This is a genomic window from Pseudomonas sp. LBUM1652, from assembly GCF_059716105.1.
On the sequence record NZ_CP166804.1, the window covers coordinates 4,029,782 to 4,046,875 of the forward strand.

9 protein-coding genes are annotated in these 17,094 nt (G+C 53.6%); 5 read left to right on the forward strand and 4 right to left on the reverse strand.

Features of this window, described 5'->3' with window-relative positions; genetic code table 11:
* Nucleotides 1–493 precede the first annotated feature (493 nt).
* Nucleotides 494–1,894 (reverse strand): MocR-like pyridoxine biosynthesis transcription factor PdxR, encoded by a 1,401-nt coding sequence (gene pdxR, locus ACA069_RS18090; protein ID WP_497614718.1) that lies wholly within the window; start codon nucleotides 1,892–1,894, stop codon nucleotides 494–496.
* A gap of 116 nt (nucleotides 1,895–2,010) precedes the next feature.
* Between pdxR and ACA069_RS18095 the strand changes: the two genes are divergently transcribed.
* From ACA069_RS18095 to ACA069_RS18115, 5 genes are all read left to right on the forward strand, one after another.
* On the forward strand, nucleotides 2,011–2,421 hold the full coding sequence (locus ACA069_RS18095; protein ID WP_497614719.1) for a GNAT family N-acetyltransferase: 411 nt from the start codon (nucleotides 2,011–2,013) through the stop codon (nucleotides 2,419–2,421).
* A gap of 66 nt (nucleotides 2,422–2,487) precedes the next feature.
* The gene (locus ACA069_RS18100; RefSeq protein WP_497614721.1) at nucleotides 2,488–3,558 is read left to right on the forward strand and encodes a hypothetical protein; all 1,071 of its coding nucleotides are present in this window, start codon (nucleotides 2,488–2,490) and stop codon (nucleotides 3,556–3,558) included.
* A gap of 628 nt (nucleotides 3,559–4,186) precedes the next feature.
* Nucleotides 4,187–5,932: a protein-disulfide reductase DsbD gene (gene dsbD / locus ACA069_RS18105; protein ID WP_497614723.1), complete on the forward strand. Its 1,746-nt coding sequence runs from the start codon at nucleotides 4,187–4,189 to the stop codon at nucleotides 5,930–5,932.
* The gene (locus ACA069_RS18110) at nucleotides 5,932–6,738 is read left to right on the forward strand and encodes a prolipoprotein diacylglyceryl transferase family protein (RefSeq protein ID WP_497614724.1); all 807 of its coding nucleotides are present in this window, start codon (nucleotides 5,932–5,934) and stop codon (nucleotides 6,736–6,738) included. The genes dsbD and ACA069_RS18110 overlap by 1 nt, the downstream gene beginning before the upstream one ends.
* Before the next feature lie 114 nt (nucleotides 6,739–6,852).
* Entirely contained in the window at nucleotides 6,853–8,175 is a 1,323-nt protein-coding gene (locus ACA069_RS18115; protein WP_497614726.1) for a TerC family protein, read from the forward strand.
* A gap of 470 nt (nucleotides 8,176–8,645) precedes the next feature.
* Here ACA069_RS18115 and ACA069_RS18120 read toward each other — a convergent pair whose 3' ends face one another.
* From ACA069_RS18120 to ACA069_RS18130, 3 genes are all read right to left on the reverse strand, one after another.
* Nucleotides 8,646–12,395: an Ig-like domain-containing protein gene (locus ACA069_RS18120; protein WP_497614728.1), complete on the reverse strand. Its 3,750-nt coding sequence runs from the start codon at nucleotides 12,393–12,395 to the stop codon at nucleotides 8,646–8,648.
* Nucleotides 12,396–12,569: 174 nt separating this feature from the next.
* Nucleotides 12,570–13,196: an HAD family hydrolase gene (locus ACA069_RS18125; RefSeq protein ID WP_497614730.1), complete on the reverse strand. Its 627-nt coding sequence runs from the start codon at nucleotides 13,194–13,196 to the stop codon at nucleotides 12,570–12,572.
* Nucleotides 13,197–13,430: 234 nt separating this feature from the next.
* The gene (locus ACA069_RS18130; RefSeq protein WP_497618264.1) at nucleotides 13,431–17,054 is read right to left on the reverse strand and encodes a transporter substrate-binding domain-containing protein; all 3,624 of its coding nucleotides are present in this window, start codon (nucleotides 17,052–17,054) and stop codon (nucleotides 13,431–13,433) included.
* Nucleotides 17,055–17,094 lie beyond the last annotated feature (40 nt).

A 17,094-nucleotide genomic window follows, 5' to 3' on the forward strand; every position in this document is an offset into this window, starting at 1 on the left:
CCTTTGTGCCACTTTGCTCAACCCCATGCCCAAAGGCGTACACGACGCTAGAGGTGGGTTTCTTTGGCTGGTTTAAGAAAAGCTTTAAGAAATTGACCACAATTTATGAAGGCTGAGAGGTTTATGCGCTCAGTCCCCAAAGATTTATCTGAGCGACTAGCCGGATGCTTGGCCGGATCGGGAGTCGGATTCGCGCCACGCGCGGAAGCGGCGCCCTACTTAATGTCTGGGGATCTGGTGGAGGTACTACCAAACTGGAAACTGAAGATTTTTCCAATCAGCTTGGTATATCCCTAAATCCGCCATCTGTTTAACGAGTTCGGGCCTTTGCAGATTGGGAATCCGAATTCATGAGCCGTCCACCCACTGTGGACGATACAGACTGACGAATGACGATCTCTCAGTTCAACTAGATTGCAATTGCTGCGGAGGCAGTCACCTGTGGACATCATAATCGGTCTACTATTTAGAGCATCGCTATTAAGTTTTCTCCCTACATTATTTGAACAAGTCGCTCTACCTGCTCCGATGCCTGCTCCTTGTCCACTACGTTGGTAAAACCCAAGAGCAAGCCATGTACAGACGTTGCTTTCAGGTACCATTTAGACAAGGCTTCAACACGAAGCCCGGCGAGTTTAGCTCGTCTACAAATTTCGCGGTCGTCCTCGCCCTTATCAAGACGCGCCAGCAGATGCATCCCCCCTACTTGATGATCGACACACAGGCGATGCTCCAGTTTTTCGATTAATGCATCTACCAGCAGCTGTCGCCGATGCGCGTACAAATTCCGCATTTTCTTAAGATGTCGCCCGAAGTGTCCCTCCTCAATAAACTTAGCAGTCGTCACCTGCCAAAGCTGAGGGCAATGACTTTGCATTTTGTCGGCCAGCTCAGCGAAGCGTGGAACTAGTGTTTCTGGCACCACCAAATAAGCCAATCTCAGCCCCGGCAACAGCACTTTGCTAAATGTACCGCAGTATAAAACGCGGTCTTGCACGTCCAGGCTCTTGAGTGCGGGTAGGGGCCGACCGTGATAGCGATATTCACTGTCATAATCGTCTTCAATGATCCAACTTTGCTTAAGGTTTGCCCACTCCAACAATGCTTGGCGGCGCGGCATCGACAGCGCTACACACAGTGGGCTTTGGTGAGTAGGCGTCACTACTGCAAAACGAGCATCAGGAACGTGCTCAACAGCAGCTTCGACAACCATCCCATCACTGTCAACCGGAACCGGTACCAAGGTGGCGCCAGCCTCTCGAAGAAAGTCGTGAGTTGCAAAATATCCTGGATCTTCAACCCAGCAGCTATCGCCCGGTTGCAAAAGGCTGCGGCTTATCAGATCAAGACCTGCGCGGTAGCCGGCGACGATAAAAATTTGCTCCGGGGTGCAGGTTATCCCTCGGGAAACTCCTAGATAGCCCGCGACCGCCCTTCGTAACGACGCATGCCCCTTGGCGTCAGGGTAAATTGCGCCATCCAAAAATGAGTTGCGCAATTCGTATGAAGCGATTCGATTCCATAGCTTTCGAGGGAAGGCATCCAGGGCGGGCAATCCCATTTGAAATGGCTGCGGAAGCTCCCCGGAATGGATGAGTGAATACTGCGGCAATAAGACATGTGATGATTTAGAAGAAATTGGTATCGATTTAATCAGCGGAGAAACAACCGTTCCAGCCGCCCCACGTGCAAGCAGGTAACCCTCACTAATCAATAGCTGATACGCCAACTCGATAGTGCCTCGGGCCAGATTCAGCTCCGATGCTAGCGCCCGGATTGAAGGCACTCGATCGCCAGGTTTCAATCTACCGTCAGCGATCGACGCACGGAAGCGCAAGTAAATTTGACGATAGAGTGCAGGTACTACTTCGCCCTTAAGCAGCAGATTGTCCACCTGAATGTCCTAGTCATTTTTACGATTTTTGGCCCTACAGGATAAGCCATAAGATCGATACGCTGTAACGCCTAATCTTCGGTGAGACGGCGCGTATGCAACGGTGGGTGTTCAAAATGCTGCAAAGCGAAGCTGAGATCACTGCTGGATTTGAATTAATGCGCCAGCTACGGCCTAACTTGGGCGACGTGACCTCATTTACCCAACAGTTCAATCGCCAATCCCATGAGGGGTATCGATTATCAGGACTCTGGCAGGACCAGCAGTTGGCAGGACTCATCGGATTTCGGGAGTCCGAAAACCTGCTCTATGGGCGTTTTATCTACGTCGACGATCTGGTTATCGATGCTGCACTACGAAATTCAGGACTGGGAGCGAGACTGCTGGAAAGCGTGCGCGACGAAGGCAAGCAACTTGGTTGCAACTACCTCGTACTCGATACCGGACTGGATAGGCATCTGGCACAACGTTTCTATTTTCGTGAAGGTTTGTTGGCGAAAGGAATGCATTTCGTCCAGCAACTGTAAGCGGTTCCAAAAATAACTACTGAAGATTGTCGAAGGCCGTAGTGCGTCGGCAGCAGGAGCACCACGATGCCGACCTACTCAAAACTGGAGGGTGCGCTCGTAAGCAGCAAGCCATTTATTGGTACAACCTTGACGGTGTGGATAGCGGCATTAACGGCAGCTATATATCCTTGGATTCTCGATGCCTTCCACTGGTCCGTCACCCCATCAGTCGCTAATACCCAAGTCGCTCCAATCCCCGCTGGCGCTACTTTACTGGCAGCTTTGCTGCTGGTCGCAGCCTTCGCCGTACCGCTGATCAATTTGTTGATCGCGAGTCGTCCCCAGCAAACCTCAACCACAACTGCGCAAAATGTTCGCGCGCGGCGATTTGCTTTGTTCGCAGTGACCGCACCAACGGTTTATGTCTTCTTCGGTGTGCTCACCTATATGGGCGGCAGCAAAATTCCAGACACATGGATCTGGACACCTGCTTGGTTGTTATTTGGATATTGGGCGTCTCGAAGCACGAACGCTGTCATCGTACAGCAGCCCCATACGTCTTCACGTCTGCGAGTGGCTCATGGGATCGCAGGATCTATTGCGGCGGTTTACGTTCTTTTTCATATTTTCAACCATCTGTTTGGCCTCATTAGCCCCGAAGCACACGCAGCCGTAATGGATATCGGCCGGACAATTTATCGAGCAAAAGTCTTCGAGCCACTTTTAGTGGTCGTAATGCTATTCCAGATATTCAGCGGTCTGCGCCTCGTATGGACATGGAGCGAAACATCAGCTGATCGTTATCGGATGTTCCAGATTGCGACAGGAGTGTTCATGTCAATATTTATCCTGGGACACATGAACTCGGTATTCATCTTCGCCAGGACTTGGCTAGACATCCCTACCGACTGGGCATTCGCCGCGGGACTGCCTACTGGGTTGATTCACGATGCCTGGAACATTAGGCTTCTGCCGCACTACGCGCTTGGTGTTTTCTTCGTGTTGGCACATTTAGTCTGCGGACTGCGCGTACTGATGCTTGCCCATGGCGCTAAAATTTCGACAGCAAATCGACTTTGGTGGTCTGGAGTATTGCTGAGCGCCGTGATTTCGGCAGCGATAATGTGTGGAATGACCGGGCTTAGATTAGGCTGATCAATTTTTTCGAAAGGGTTGCGAACTAGAGTTTCAGATCGCGCCCCGGCGGCAGGCAGCAAAAGGTCAGAGGTAGTCAGTCGAGCAGTCTCCGATATACCACTTTTCCTGAACTAGCGAATTTATTGGTAATGGCCGCCATGACAAGGCATGTCTGCTATTTCTTTCATCGCGACTTTATTTCTTAATGGACGCAGGTGCCATTGGGAATAGCCACCGGTACCCGCTCGGCGAACCAGCAGGCTATTGGCACCGCGGTGATCGGAGGGAGGATCACTGCGACGCTAGCGGTCGTATTTGTACCGGCTTCCTTCTGACCGTAATGAAGTTGATCCGCAATCGCGTCAAAGTTAGTAAATAACAACCGATTATTCATTCCTATGCAGTGCGGCGGAATGCAGGCGGGGGACAGACGCTGTCCAACTTACCAGGTGGCCGTCGAGAAATGACTCATGCCGCGCAAGTAATACCTAGCGGTCACAATTTAAATAGATCCCATTGATTGGTATTCATCAATTTCATATAGCGCTGCAGTAGTGCGCGGGCACGGACTAATAACAGTTTATTTTTAATTTCAGCTTAATCACCTCGTGCTACCCTTCACAAGTTCTCAAGAAAGAGCCTACTTATGTACCGTTTGTTTACTCTACTGTTAATGCTCTTATCAGGCTTTTCCCATGCAGGAGACAGTCTATTTGATGTTAAACCTGAGTTTCTTCCCGCAGAAAAAGCATTTACGTTCAGTTCTCAGCGTCTTTCCTCAGGGGAAACTCAGCTCTACTGGCAAGTCGCCGACGGGTACTACCTGTATCAACAACGTTTAACATTCGATGGCTTGGCCCAAGAAAACGCTCCGCCGTTTCCTGACGGTGAAGTTCACAGCGATGAGTTTTTCGGCACCCAGCAAGTCTATCGGCAGGGGCTGGAGTTGAAGCTTCCAGCCGAGGCCCGCGGTAAAATCAAAGTCAGCTGGCAGGGCTGTGCCGATGCCGGCTTGTGCTATCCACCGCAGTCGGTGGTCGTTGACCTAGGCGGTAGCCCGCCAGCAACCACTCCTGCCGAAGCACCCGATCAGGCGCTTGCCAGTGGCCTTCAGCAACGAGCTCTTGGCTGGAGCCTGCTAATCTTCTTCGGTCTGGGTTTGCTGTTGGCGTTTGCCCCTTGCTCTCTTCCCATGCTGCCGATTCTTGCAGGGTTGGTAGTTGGCAGCGGCGCAAGCCCGTGGCGCGGTTTTGCCTTGGCTGGCAGCTATGTGTTTTGTATGGCGTTGGTCTATGCAGCCATGGGAGTGCTCGCCGCCATGCTGGGTGCCAACCTCCAGGCGTTACTACAACAACCGTGGGTGCTGGGTAGTTTTGCTGCGATCTTCATCCTGCTGTCGTTGCCGATGTTTGGGTTTTTCGAATTGCAGTTACCCGCTGCCCTTCGCGATCGCCTGGAAAACGCCAGCCGCCAGCGTAATGGTGGCAGCCTTGTGGGGGCCGGCATCTTGGGCGCGTTGTCCGGACTATTGGTGGGTCCATGCATGACCGCCCCCCTGGCCGGTGCGCTGTTGTACATCGCGCAAAGCGGTAACGGACTGCACGGCGGTCTTATTCTATTTGCCATGGGCCTAGGCATTGGCCTGCCCTTATTATTGCTCGTCACTGTCGGCAACCGCTTCCTGCCCAAGCCAGGGGCGTGGATGAACCTGCTCAAAGGCGCTTTCGGCTTCCTGTTTCTGGCTACAGCGATCTACATGTTGCGCCCGGTGTTGGATGAATCGCTTTGGATCGGTCTGTGGGGCACGCTTTCGCTGATCCTGGCTTATGCTGCCTGGCATCAACGCCAGGCAGCAACCCGGACGACTCATATGTTCGGTATAGCTTCGGTCGTATTCGGTGTCTGGGGTAGCTTGCTTGCCGTCGGTGCTGCCGGCGGCTCCGATGATCTCTGGCGCCCCTTGAAGGTCTACAGCGCAACCACTGCCAGCACTGCCAGCACTGCGTCGCAACCATCTGGGCATGATGCATTTTCCACCATCAAGTCTCCAACTGAGTTACAGAATGAACTGGACTCGGCGAAGGCAAGTGGTCAATGGGTGCTGTTAGATTATTACGCCGATTGGTGTGTGTCTTGCCGAGTGATGGAAAAGGAAGTGTTCGGCAAAACCCCCGTCATGGACGCTTTGAAGGATGTACGGCTGCTACGCCTGGACGTCACCGCTGACAACGCTGATAGCCGTGAGTTGTTAAGCCGCTACAAGGTACCGGGCCCTCCGAGCTTTTTATGGATCGGGCCGGACGCAGAGGAGCGTCGTAGTCAGCGTATTACCGGGCAGGTTGACGCCGAGGCGTTTCTTCAGAGCTGGAACCAAGCTAAGGAAGGTCGTTGATGCTTACATTCAATATTGGCAGTTTTGTCATTTCGCTGAGCCATCTGTTGCTGATCAGCGCGTTAGTGGTCGCTACCCTGATTGGACGTCAAGTGGCCAAAAAGGGTGGGGAACGCTTGGACTCGGTACTTTTCTGGCTGTTGATGCTGGGGCTTCTGGTAGCCCGAGCGAGCTTTGTTCTGATCTACAGGGAACACTACGGGACTGACCTCTGGCGCATCATCGATATGCGTGATGGCGGTTTTCTCCCGTTGCCGGGCATTATCGCGGGGGTATTGGGGGCTCTGATCCTGGGTTGGAAAAGCGCCATCCTGCGTCGGCCACTGGCGGCGTCGGTGATCAGTGGCATGCTCCTGTGGGGTTTCGGGACACTATCGTTGAGTGTCTACGAGCAAGGTACGCGCTTACCGGAAATACCTGTGCGCACGACCACAGGGGAGACCGTACAACTCACGCACTACCAGGGGCGTCCACTAGTGATCAACTTATGGGCCACCTGGTGCCCACCGTGCCGTCGTGAAATGCCCGTGCTGCAGAAAGCTCAGGAAGAGCGTCCAGACGTGAACTTTCTCTTCGTGAACCAAGGTGAGGGATCGAACATTGTCAATAAGTTCCTCTCCAGCCAGGAGCTAAACCTGAGTAACATTTTATTTGACGGAGGCGGACGACTTGGCCAGGTCGTGGGTTCGATGGCGTTACCAACGACCCTGTTCTACAGTGCAGATGGAAAATTACTTAGCAGTCATCTAGGGGAACTTTCAGATGCAAGCCTGGCTCGAGCGCTCGAACAATTCGAAGAGCGCTGACGGAACTTTGCTAACGAAGAGAAAACACTCGCTCTCTAGCGGGTATTTTCTCTGCGTGCTACATCTTTAACGACTAATAAAAATACCCCTCCCTCTGAGAGCAAGTAACTAATTATGGAATGGATTGCTGACCCTACCGCTTGGCTTGGTTTGCTGACACTGATCGTGTTGGAGCTGGTCCTCGGAATAGACAATCTTGTTTTTATTGCAATTCTTGCTGACAAATTGCCGCCAGAGCAACGCGACCGGGCACGACTAATCGGGCTTTCGCTTGCACTTCTTATGCGGCTGGGCCTGCTTGCGGGTATTTCTTGGATGGTAACGCTGACCAAGCCATTGGTGACGGTATTTGATCATGTGTTCTCCGGCCGAGATCTGATCATGCTGTTCGGCGGTGTGTTCCTGCTGTTCAAAGCGACGATGGAGCTTCATGAGCGCCTCGAAGGGCATGTAGCGCAACGTACGGGCAACGTCAGCTATGCGCTGTTCTGGCCGATCGTCTTGCAGATTGTGGTGCTTGACGCGGTCTTCTCGCTGGATGCAGTGATCACCGCCGTAGGGATGGTTGATGAACTCTCGATCATGATGATCGCTGTTATCTTCTCCATCGGTATCATGATTGTCGCCAGTAAGCCGTTGACCCATTTCGTCAACTCACACCCCACGGTGATCATGCTATGTCTGGGATTCTTGATGATGATCGGCTTCAGTCTTACGGCTGAGGGTCTTGGCTTCCATATTCCAAAGGGCTATCTCTACGCGGCCATTGGCTTCTCAATCCTCATCGAGTTGTCCAACCAGATTGCCCGTGCACGTCGCAAAAAGTCTTTGCAGGGGCAGCACTCGATGCGCGTCAGAACGGCACACGCCGTTATGCGTCTGTTGGGAGGTAAAAAACTGGAGCTCGATGAGGTTGGTGATGAGATCGTTGACATGGTCGACAGCGAGAGCGAAGAACCGGTGTTTGATCGACGCGAACGCGTCATGATCAGTGGGGTGCTAAGGCTGGCCGAACGTAGCATTCGGACAATCATGACACCTGCCGATGATATTGATCAGCTCGATCTGAGCAGTCCGCGGACAGATCTGGAACGTGCCTTGATGCAATCTACCCATTCCAGATTGCCGGTCAGCAGCAATGGACGCTTGAGTTTAATTCAGGTTTTCGTTCACAAGAAAGATGTGCTCAAAGCGTTACTCGCGGGCAGTGAGTTGCAAATTGTAGAGTTAGCACGCCCCGCGCTCAGATTGTCGGGAAGCCTCACGATTCTTAATGCACTCGAGCAAATGCGTAGAGAGTCGACTCATATCGCGTTTGTAGTCAACGAGCGTGACGGATTTATCGGTCTCTTGACCGTGACCGACATTCTTGAATCCATCGCCGGTGAGCTGCCTGATACCAGCGACCTTGAGCGTTTATCCGAGGCACACCAATGAAAGATGCGGCTCCACTCTGATAATTGACGCCACAAGGCAGGGGCCTAAGGAAGACCTCAGTTGTAGTGGTTTGATGAACCTGGAAACCCACTAACTGGTTGCCACAAGTTTTGGGCTCGCCGAGGGCGGCCGATATCTCCTACAGGGGTAGTAAGATCGGGCGCTCAACCGGCGCAAGTCAGCAAGATGGAATCGCCAGCCGCTTACGTGGCTGGCAAGTCAGCAATATATGAAGGATGAAGGGATAGATTTCATTGGTCACAACCAATGCAATTGCGCCGATATAAGATGTGTCTCCAAGTTGCTCCCACAGCGCCACAACATGCTTGAGGACCGTCGGATTCAACGCCACCGCGATCTACTCAAAAGAAAGATCAAAAATCACAGCCTGCAGCACCTCCCACCAAGGCGGGGGGGGGTACAGCAAAAACGGCCGTCCTATTGCAGGACGGCCGTCCCAACGCCTTACCTTAGAGCGTATACGGTTGTTGCTGCCACAACTCCGCCGACTCTACAGGTGGGACTGCTACAACAATGCTGCCATTCGTTTCGACAGGTGATCCGCCATGATTCAGGCTAGCGTCGAATTCATCGGCGGACAGCTCCAAACCACCTTCACCCACTGGCGAGATGTCAGCTTCGCCAGCAAACAGTTCGTCAGTTGGTTGAAGTAACTCAGACATCAATGGCAGGTCATCGGACGTCAACACCTCAACCTCCTCCCCCCCCACCATGGCGCCGGCCTCAACTACATTCAACACGAATGGCTCGGAATACACCCCGTCAGAGAGCACCATATAAATATGCTCTCCCGGATCCAGGTTATTGAGCTTCTCGGGCTCGAATGTCCAGTTGCCTTGCGCATCGACAATAACCTGGTCAACCAGTTGATAGTTGTCGTAGATCCACAACAGCGCATTAGGTTCTCCGCGCCCGCTGAACATCGGAAGTTGGTCATCGATCGTCGCACCGCTCTCAACAGTCCCGGTCTCGAGACCTTCACTATCGAAAGCACTGTCGATGGTCAGAGCACGCGATTCGGGAACATTTTCCACATTCAACACAAACGGATCTGAGGTCACTCCAGCGCCGACAAAAGTGAACACATGCTCACCCTCGCCCAGCCTTTTGGCATGATTGGTAAAACTCCAGCTACCGTCCGCCCCTACCTCTACGCTGCCGATCGGCTCGCCTTTATCATAGACAAAGAGGATCGTGGACGGCTCACCGTGGCCACTGAAAGTGGGCCGCGCATCGTCAGTAGTGCCACCGCTCACAATGACACTCGTGTCACCGATATTGTCGATCACGGTATCAACCACAGGCTTCACTGAATCCGGTTCGCTAATGGTCAGTGTAAACGGGTCCGAGTTGACGCCAGCGCCTTCCACCGTGAATACATGCTCGCCCTTCCCGAGTGGGTACACCACATTAAAAATCCACTTGCCCATATGGTCGACATTGGCATAACCGAGGAAATTGCCTTTGTCGTAAACCTTGAGTTGGGTAAAGGGTTCGCCCTGGCCACTCAAGAGTGGTTTGGTGTCATCGGTCGTGCCGCCGTTGGCGACATCACCGATCACACCGAAATTGTCGAAGGCCGATTCGATCACCGGCTTGGCCGAGTCCGGTGCGCCAACGTTCACGGTGAACGGATCAGAGCTGACGCCAGCATTCACTACCGTGAACACGTGCTCGCCAGGCATCAGCGACTGGGGAATGGGGAAGATCCAGTTGCCATCAGGTTGGACCATGGCATAACCGATGTGGCGACCGTTGTCGTAAATCTTGATTTGAGTACCTGGCTCGCCCTTGCCACTCAAGGTCGGGGTTTTATCGTCGGTCGTGCCGCCGTTGGCGACATCACCGATCACACCGAAATTGTCGAAGGCCGATTCGATCACCGGCTTGGCCGAGTCCGGTGCGCCAACGTTCACGGTGAACGGATCAGAGCTGACGCCAGCATTCACTACCGTGAACACGTGCTCGCCAGGCATCAGCGACTGGGGAATGGGGAAGATCCAGTTGCCATCAGGTTGGACCATGGCATAACCGATGTGGCGACCGTTGTCGTAAATCTTGATTTGAGTACCTGGCTCGCCCTTGCCACTCAAGGTCGGGGTTTTATCGTCGGTCGTGCCGCCGTTGGCGACATCACCGATCACACCGAAATTGTCGAAGGCCGACTCGATCACCGGCTTGGCCGAGTCCGGTGCGCCAACGTTCACGGTGAACGGATCAGAGCTGACGCCAGCATTCACTACCGTGAACACGTGCTCGCCAGGCATCAGCGACTGGGGAATGGGGAAGATCCAGTTGCCATCAGGTTGGACCATGGCATAACCGATGTGGCGACCGTTGTCGTAAATCTTGATTTGAGTACCTGGCTCGCCCTTGCCACTCAAGGTCGGGGTTTTATCGTCGGTCGTGCCGCCGTTGGCGACATCACCGATCACACCGAAATTGTCGAAGGCCGACTCGATCACCGGCTTGGCCGAGTCCGGTGCGCCAACGTTCACGGTGAACGGATCAGAGCTGACGCCAGCATTCACTACCGTGAACACGTGCTCGCCAGGCATCAGCGACTGGGGAATGGGGAAGATCCAGTTGCCATCAGGTTGGACCATGGCATAACCGATGTGGCGACCGTTGTCGTAAATCTTGATTTGAGTACCTGGCTCGCCCTTGCCACTCAAGGTCGGGGTTTTATCGTCGGTCGTGCCGCCGTTGGCGACATCACCGATCACACCGAAATTGTCGAAGGCCGACTCGATCACCGGCTTGGCCGAGTCCGGTGCGCCAACGTTCACGGTGAACGGATCAGAGCTGACGCCAGCATTCACTACCGTGAACACGTGCTCGCCAGGCACCAGCGACTGGGGAATGGGGAACATCCAGTTGCCATCAGGTTGGACCATGGCATAACCGATGTGGCGACCGTTGTCGTAAATCTTGATTTGAGTACCCGGCTCGCCCTTGCCACTCAAGGTCGGGGTTTTATCGTCGGTCGTGCCGCCGTTGGCGACATCACCGATCACACCGAAATTGTCGAAGGCCGACTCGATCACCGGCTTGGCCGAGTCCGGTGCGTCTATGTTCAAAGTAAACGGATCGGACGTTACAATTCCTGCGCTTGTCGTGTTCTCTACGGTAAACACGTGTTCACCCGGTACCCGCGGCGGAACAATGAAGGTCCAGTTTCCCGCAGAGTCCACATCGACGTAACCGATGAAACTATTGTTGTCGAAAACCCTAATCTGAGAACCTGGCTCACCCTTGCCATGCAAGGTTGGTGTCGTATCGTCAGTGGTACCGCCAATGGCAATTTCACCCACCATTCCATGATCGTCAAAAGCTGAGTCGATCATCGGTTTGGATGGCTCGGTTTCATCGGTCACATTCAGTGTGAATAAATGCGATGGAATGCCGTTCATGAACACCCTGAGGTTGTACTCGCCCGGCGCCAGCCGGCTGCCAGGTTCAATGGAGTACCTGCCATCCGGCCCGACGAATGCAGAACCGATCAACCTATCCTCGTCATACAGAAACACTTGGTTGCCCGGTTCTCCGCGCCCCTGGATCGTCGGAGTGCTATCGTCTGTCGTACCACCATTAGCGATGTCAACCGGCACACCAGCGTTATCAACCACCACATCGATGACTGGTCGAGACGATTCAGGGATGTCGACTATGAGCGTAAAAGGTTCGGAGACATTGCCCGCGGCATCAACCACCGTGAACACATGCTCTCCAGGCTCAAGAGCGTAAATGTTGGATACCGTTATTTGCCAGTAACCCAGTTGGTCGACAACGACATTGCCCACGTGTTTGCCATCGCTGAAGAGTTGAATCCGAGTGAGAGGCTCGCCCTCGCCTCTGAGTGTTGGACGTACGTCATCAATTGTGGCGCCATTGCCGACCTGAACAGCCCCACCTCCGGCATTATCAATGGCACTGGTGATCGACAGGCCCAATTTGCTCACTGAGGTATCAATTGAGTTGTTTACAACATCGGTCATTGCCGAATTGCTGGAACCCGTCTGCATCTGCTCAGCGGTTTGCTTGATGAGCCTGTCACCGGCGAAACTATCCTGCTCCGCGGCAATTTTATCCCGCAAGGGAGCACTACCAACCGAAGGAATGACTGTGCCGCGAAACTCAGCATCATTCGTATTTTTTGATGTATCAGGCGTATCCGGGCTCTTTTTTGGGGTATCCATAAGATATTTATCACCAGTAGATTAATGGAGATTGTTCACCTGTAACTTGCTAGAGGCGAACAAAACTATTAATCCCAAAAGAGCACGCTCGCGAATGTAGGAACGGTCTGAAAACATTTGAGATATCGGCGGCGTCAAGGCCACAACTACCGCCGGAATGTTGCGCTTAAGTTTTTACCAAGCTCTGATGCCCAATGCCTCTAAACTTCCACGAGTCTGTTCGGCACATACGTGGTGAATGCCGCGCCAGCCGAGTGCGATAGCGGCCTCGACATTGCCGAGTACGTCATCGATAAACACCACTTCACCAGGCTGGATATCTGGCAGATGAGTGCGTATCTGGCCAAGGCTGGTGTGGTAGATCGCAGCATCCGGCTTGATCTGCTTAACCTCGCCGGATACCACGATGTCGCTAAAACAGGTCAGGAACGGATAGTGCTTGCGGGCGTAGGGGAAGGTCTCCGCCGACCAGTTGGTCAAGCCGAATAATGGCATTTTCGCTTCGTACAGCGCCAGTAGAATGTCCACTCCCGCGGATAGCGGCCCCTTCAACATTTCGTGCCAGCGGTCGTAGTAAGCCTTGATCAAGAACTCATACTCCGGATGCTGCTGGGTGAGACTGTGAGTCGCCTCGACCAGGGTTCGTCCGGCATCCTGTTCGGTGTTCCAGACTTGAGTGCAGATGTTCTCCAGAAACCACTGGCGCTCGTGGTCATCAGTAATCAGTTTGCGATACAGATGGTGCGGACTCCAATCGAAAAGAACCCCACCGAAATCAAATACTACTGCGCGAATAGCCATGAAAAACCTCCATTAGTGGAAATGGGGTAGCGATTGCAATTGAGCAACGTTTATTAAGACTTCGTGAGCTCGAGGATAGTTAACTACCTCAAGATAGTGGTATGAGACTTATCTCAAAATACTCGGCGAGTTCAAAAACAATTCCACGGCCTAGCGGGAGTAGACCCGCGTGCCAAAGTTCTTCAGACGTCTGAACATTTTTCTCTTGTATGCCTTATCCAACTGCAGCGGACTTTACGACGGCAAGCCCTGCAGCAACTGGACCTCAAGAGCCTGAAGACAAGCGATTACGGCCTGCGCCTGCTGCCGACACCGCAACGGCTCGCCCTCCTCCGTAACCAGTCTCTCAAGCTCCAGGCACGCGGCGTCCAATGCACGATCGCCCGTCAGATGCGCGCCGCCCCGGATTTTATGGGAGCGTCTGGCTAAATCATCCCAATTGCCTTCCTTTACCAAGCGTTCCAGTTCGTCAGCGTCCAAACGGTGCGTCTGCACGATTTCGTTCACCAGAGGCGCATAGGACTCGGGGCTCAGCAGCCTGATTTTGTCGAGTTCGCTATCACCACCGATCTCTGCCTGGACTCGACGCTTGCTGGTCTGTTCCACTTCTGCAACCAGTAACGCAAGGGTTTCCATTCCCACCGGTTTAAACAGACATCGGGTCATTCCTGCCTCGAGACAGCGCTCGATGATTTCCGATTGAGCGTTGGCCGTCAGACCAAACACCGGGTGCAGACGCACTGCTCGCTGCTGCTCATCCTCACGCATCAAACGGGCCAATTGGTAACCGTCCATACGGGGCATGTTGCAGTCGGTAATAGTCAGGTCGAAAGGCGGTTGCGCGCTTCTCCATTGAGCCAGCGCCGCTTCGCCATCGTCGCAAGGCCAAGCCTCATGCCCCAGATACTCCAGCTGCCGGCACAGCAACAAGCGGTTTGGCGCGTGGTCTTCTACCACCAGAATCTTCAGTTTGTGGTCATGGGAGGATTCGAGTGCCGGCGATGCCAGACTGTCTTCAACCTGCACCACTTCAGCCTCGAAAATCAGGGTAAAGCTCGAACCCAGCCCCAACTGGCTGTCGACCTTGAGTTGCGCGTCCAGCAGCTTCGCCAGACTGGCACAGATGCTCAGGCCCAAGCCCGTACCCACGGCGCGGTTTGCTTGCGGATCGGCCTGCACGAAGGGCTCGAATATTTCCTGGCATTGGGTCTCGCTCAGGCCTTTTCCTGTGTCGCTGACTTGAATGGCATAACGGGCACGACCGGATTCCGTCTCGCTTGGCAACTCGCGCAGCATCAACTGCACGCTGCCCCGATCGGTGAATTTGATCGCATTGCTCAACAAGTTCGCGACGATCTGATTGAGCATCAACGCATCGATCATGACGCCTCTATGCTGAACCTCGGTGACCAATCGATAGTCGAGATTCTTCTTGCGCGCATTGGTGTCGAACAGGCGGAATATCGATTGAGTCATCTCTCCCAGATGCGTCGGCCGCGGCGCCATGCTCATTTCGCCTGCTTCGATCTTGGAAAGGTCGAGAATATCGCCGATCAGTGAAAGCAAGGACTTGGCCGACTGATGAGCGACCTCCAGGCTCTCTTCAATATCCTCGGCATTGGCGCCTTTGAGGCGCAGCAGTTCGATCAAGCCCACCAAAGCACTGACGGGCGTACGAATTTCGTGGCTCATGCTGGCGAGGAATACTGACTTGGAGCGATTGGCTTCCATCGCCGTTTCCTTGGCCAGGCTTAATTGCTCTATCAGGTGTTCGCGTTCAGTGATATCGAGCCAGCCGCCGATCACCCCGATGTACTGGCCATCGGCATTGTGGAATGGCAGCAGCCAGTGATAGACACGATGGCGTTGCCCATGTACTTCAACGTCAATATCGGTAAAGGCGGATTGCCCATGTTCCAGAGTGTTGAGATAAGTCTGATGGTATTTGGCATTGAGCTCGTCACTGAACACCTGGCTTTCCATCAGGGTTTTACCCATCAGATTTTCGCGGGTGGCATTGAAGAAATTCAGGTAGGCCTGATTGCATTGAATCAGTCGCCCCTGCATGTCGCGCACATAAAGCGCCACTGGCGCGCCATCGAGAAGCGTGCGGTTGAATTGCAGTTGATCCTCGAGATCACGCTCGGCTTTCTCTCGTTTCTGGATCTGCACCCTCAGATAGTAGTTCCATGCCAGAAACACCAGAAGCAGTAAGGCCGCGCCAATCACAACCTGGATCACATTATCCTTGTAAGTATTCCAGGGGCTGGCCACGGCCGGTGCAGCGTTGTAGCGCCAGCGATCGGACATTTCCGACAATTCTTCCGGCGGGATGGCCAGCAACGCGACATCGATGATGTCCTTGAGGGTCTGATTGGCTGGCGATACGACCATGGAGATCATTGCCGGGCTAGACCCGATGACGGACGCGACGTGCAGATCGGCGTTGAAATGCTGCGAGATGAAGTAGTCGGCACTGAACTTGATGCCGACGGTACCCTCGACCTCTTTATCAGCAAGCATCTCAATGCCCTCGGTTGCACTTCGCACAGTCACCTGATGGATTTTGGGATAGTGCTCCTGGACCCAGGGTGACACGGGATTGCCCCATACCATCGCAAGGCGCAAGCCACTGAGTTCACCCAGACTGCGAATACCTGCTTCGGTTCGTCGGGTAACCACAACGAATGGGCTGACGAGATAAGAGCGGCTGAACTGCTTCGGATTAATTGAATGCTCCCCTTTGCTTAACGCCGCAATCAAATCGATCTTATTGTCCTGTAATTGATCTACCATTTCGTTGACGCCGCTGTGACGGACAATCTCGAACGTCAAGCCGGTCAACTGGCTGACTTTGTTCAGTACATCGGCCCCAAACCCTTTGAACTGGTTATTTTCGTCAAAGAAGGTAAGCGGCGCAGAGGAACTGGAGACCCCAACCTTGAGATTTTTGTGTGCTGCGATCCAGTCTGATTGCTTCTGAGTCAGAGTCAATGAAGGACGAGGAACCACAAAGCTATTGTTCAAACCCCAGCGCGAGGTGATACGCAAGATGCTGGCAACTGGAATGGCGTTGAGCGATTGGTTGATTGCCTCCAGCAATTGCGGCCGACGGTTGCTGATAGCAAAGTCCAGATCGGCAACGCTGCCGCTGGCAGCGTCACCGGCAATGTAAAGTTCATTACGGTAAAAGCGCGCAATCAGAAACTCCGCGGTCACGCAGTCAATAATAACGACATCTGCCTGGTCATAGGCCAGGCCCGCTATCGCATTCAAGTAGTCGGCATAGGGAACGAGCTTGCTGTTAGGGTATTTTTCTTTCAGTCGGCTCACGGATGTACTGCTGTCGGCAATATAGGCCAGACGTTCACCACTCAAGTCGACGGTAGATTTGTGGGCTTGATTGACCCGTCGGACGATGACATCGCGGTTCAGCAGGTAAGGTTTGGATGCGGTGTACAGTTGGCTGTCATCCTCGGCGACATCGCTCAAGGCCAACATGTCCACCTCACCTTTCGCCATCGCCTGTAAGGCTTCATCCCGAGTCGGGTAATGTAGCAAGCGAAAGGGTATTCCCAACATTTGCTGCAGCAACCCGAGCATGTCGGCTGTCACCCCTTCGAACCCGTCGGGGTCGAGCCCCAAGAACAGCGGCGGGCGCGTCCTCCCCCAATAGGCTATCTGTACCGAAGATCTGGAAGCGAGCCATGCCTGAGTCTCGGCACTGAAAGTCACGGACGGCGCAAGCTCGGGCGTACGCACGATCAGTCGCGTTTCGGTGGCGGCAAAAGCAGCAGCTTGTCCGAGAGCCAAAAAACACAGCAGGCAGAAGGAAATGCACAAGTGGAAAACGGGCATCTTTTTCAAAGGGATCTAGATCCTGAATAAGCGGAAACAC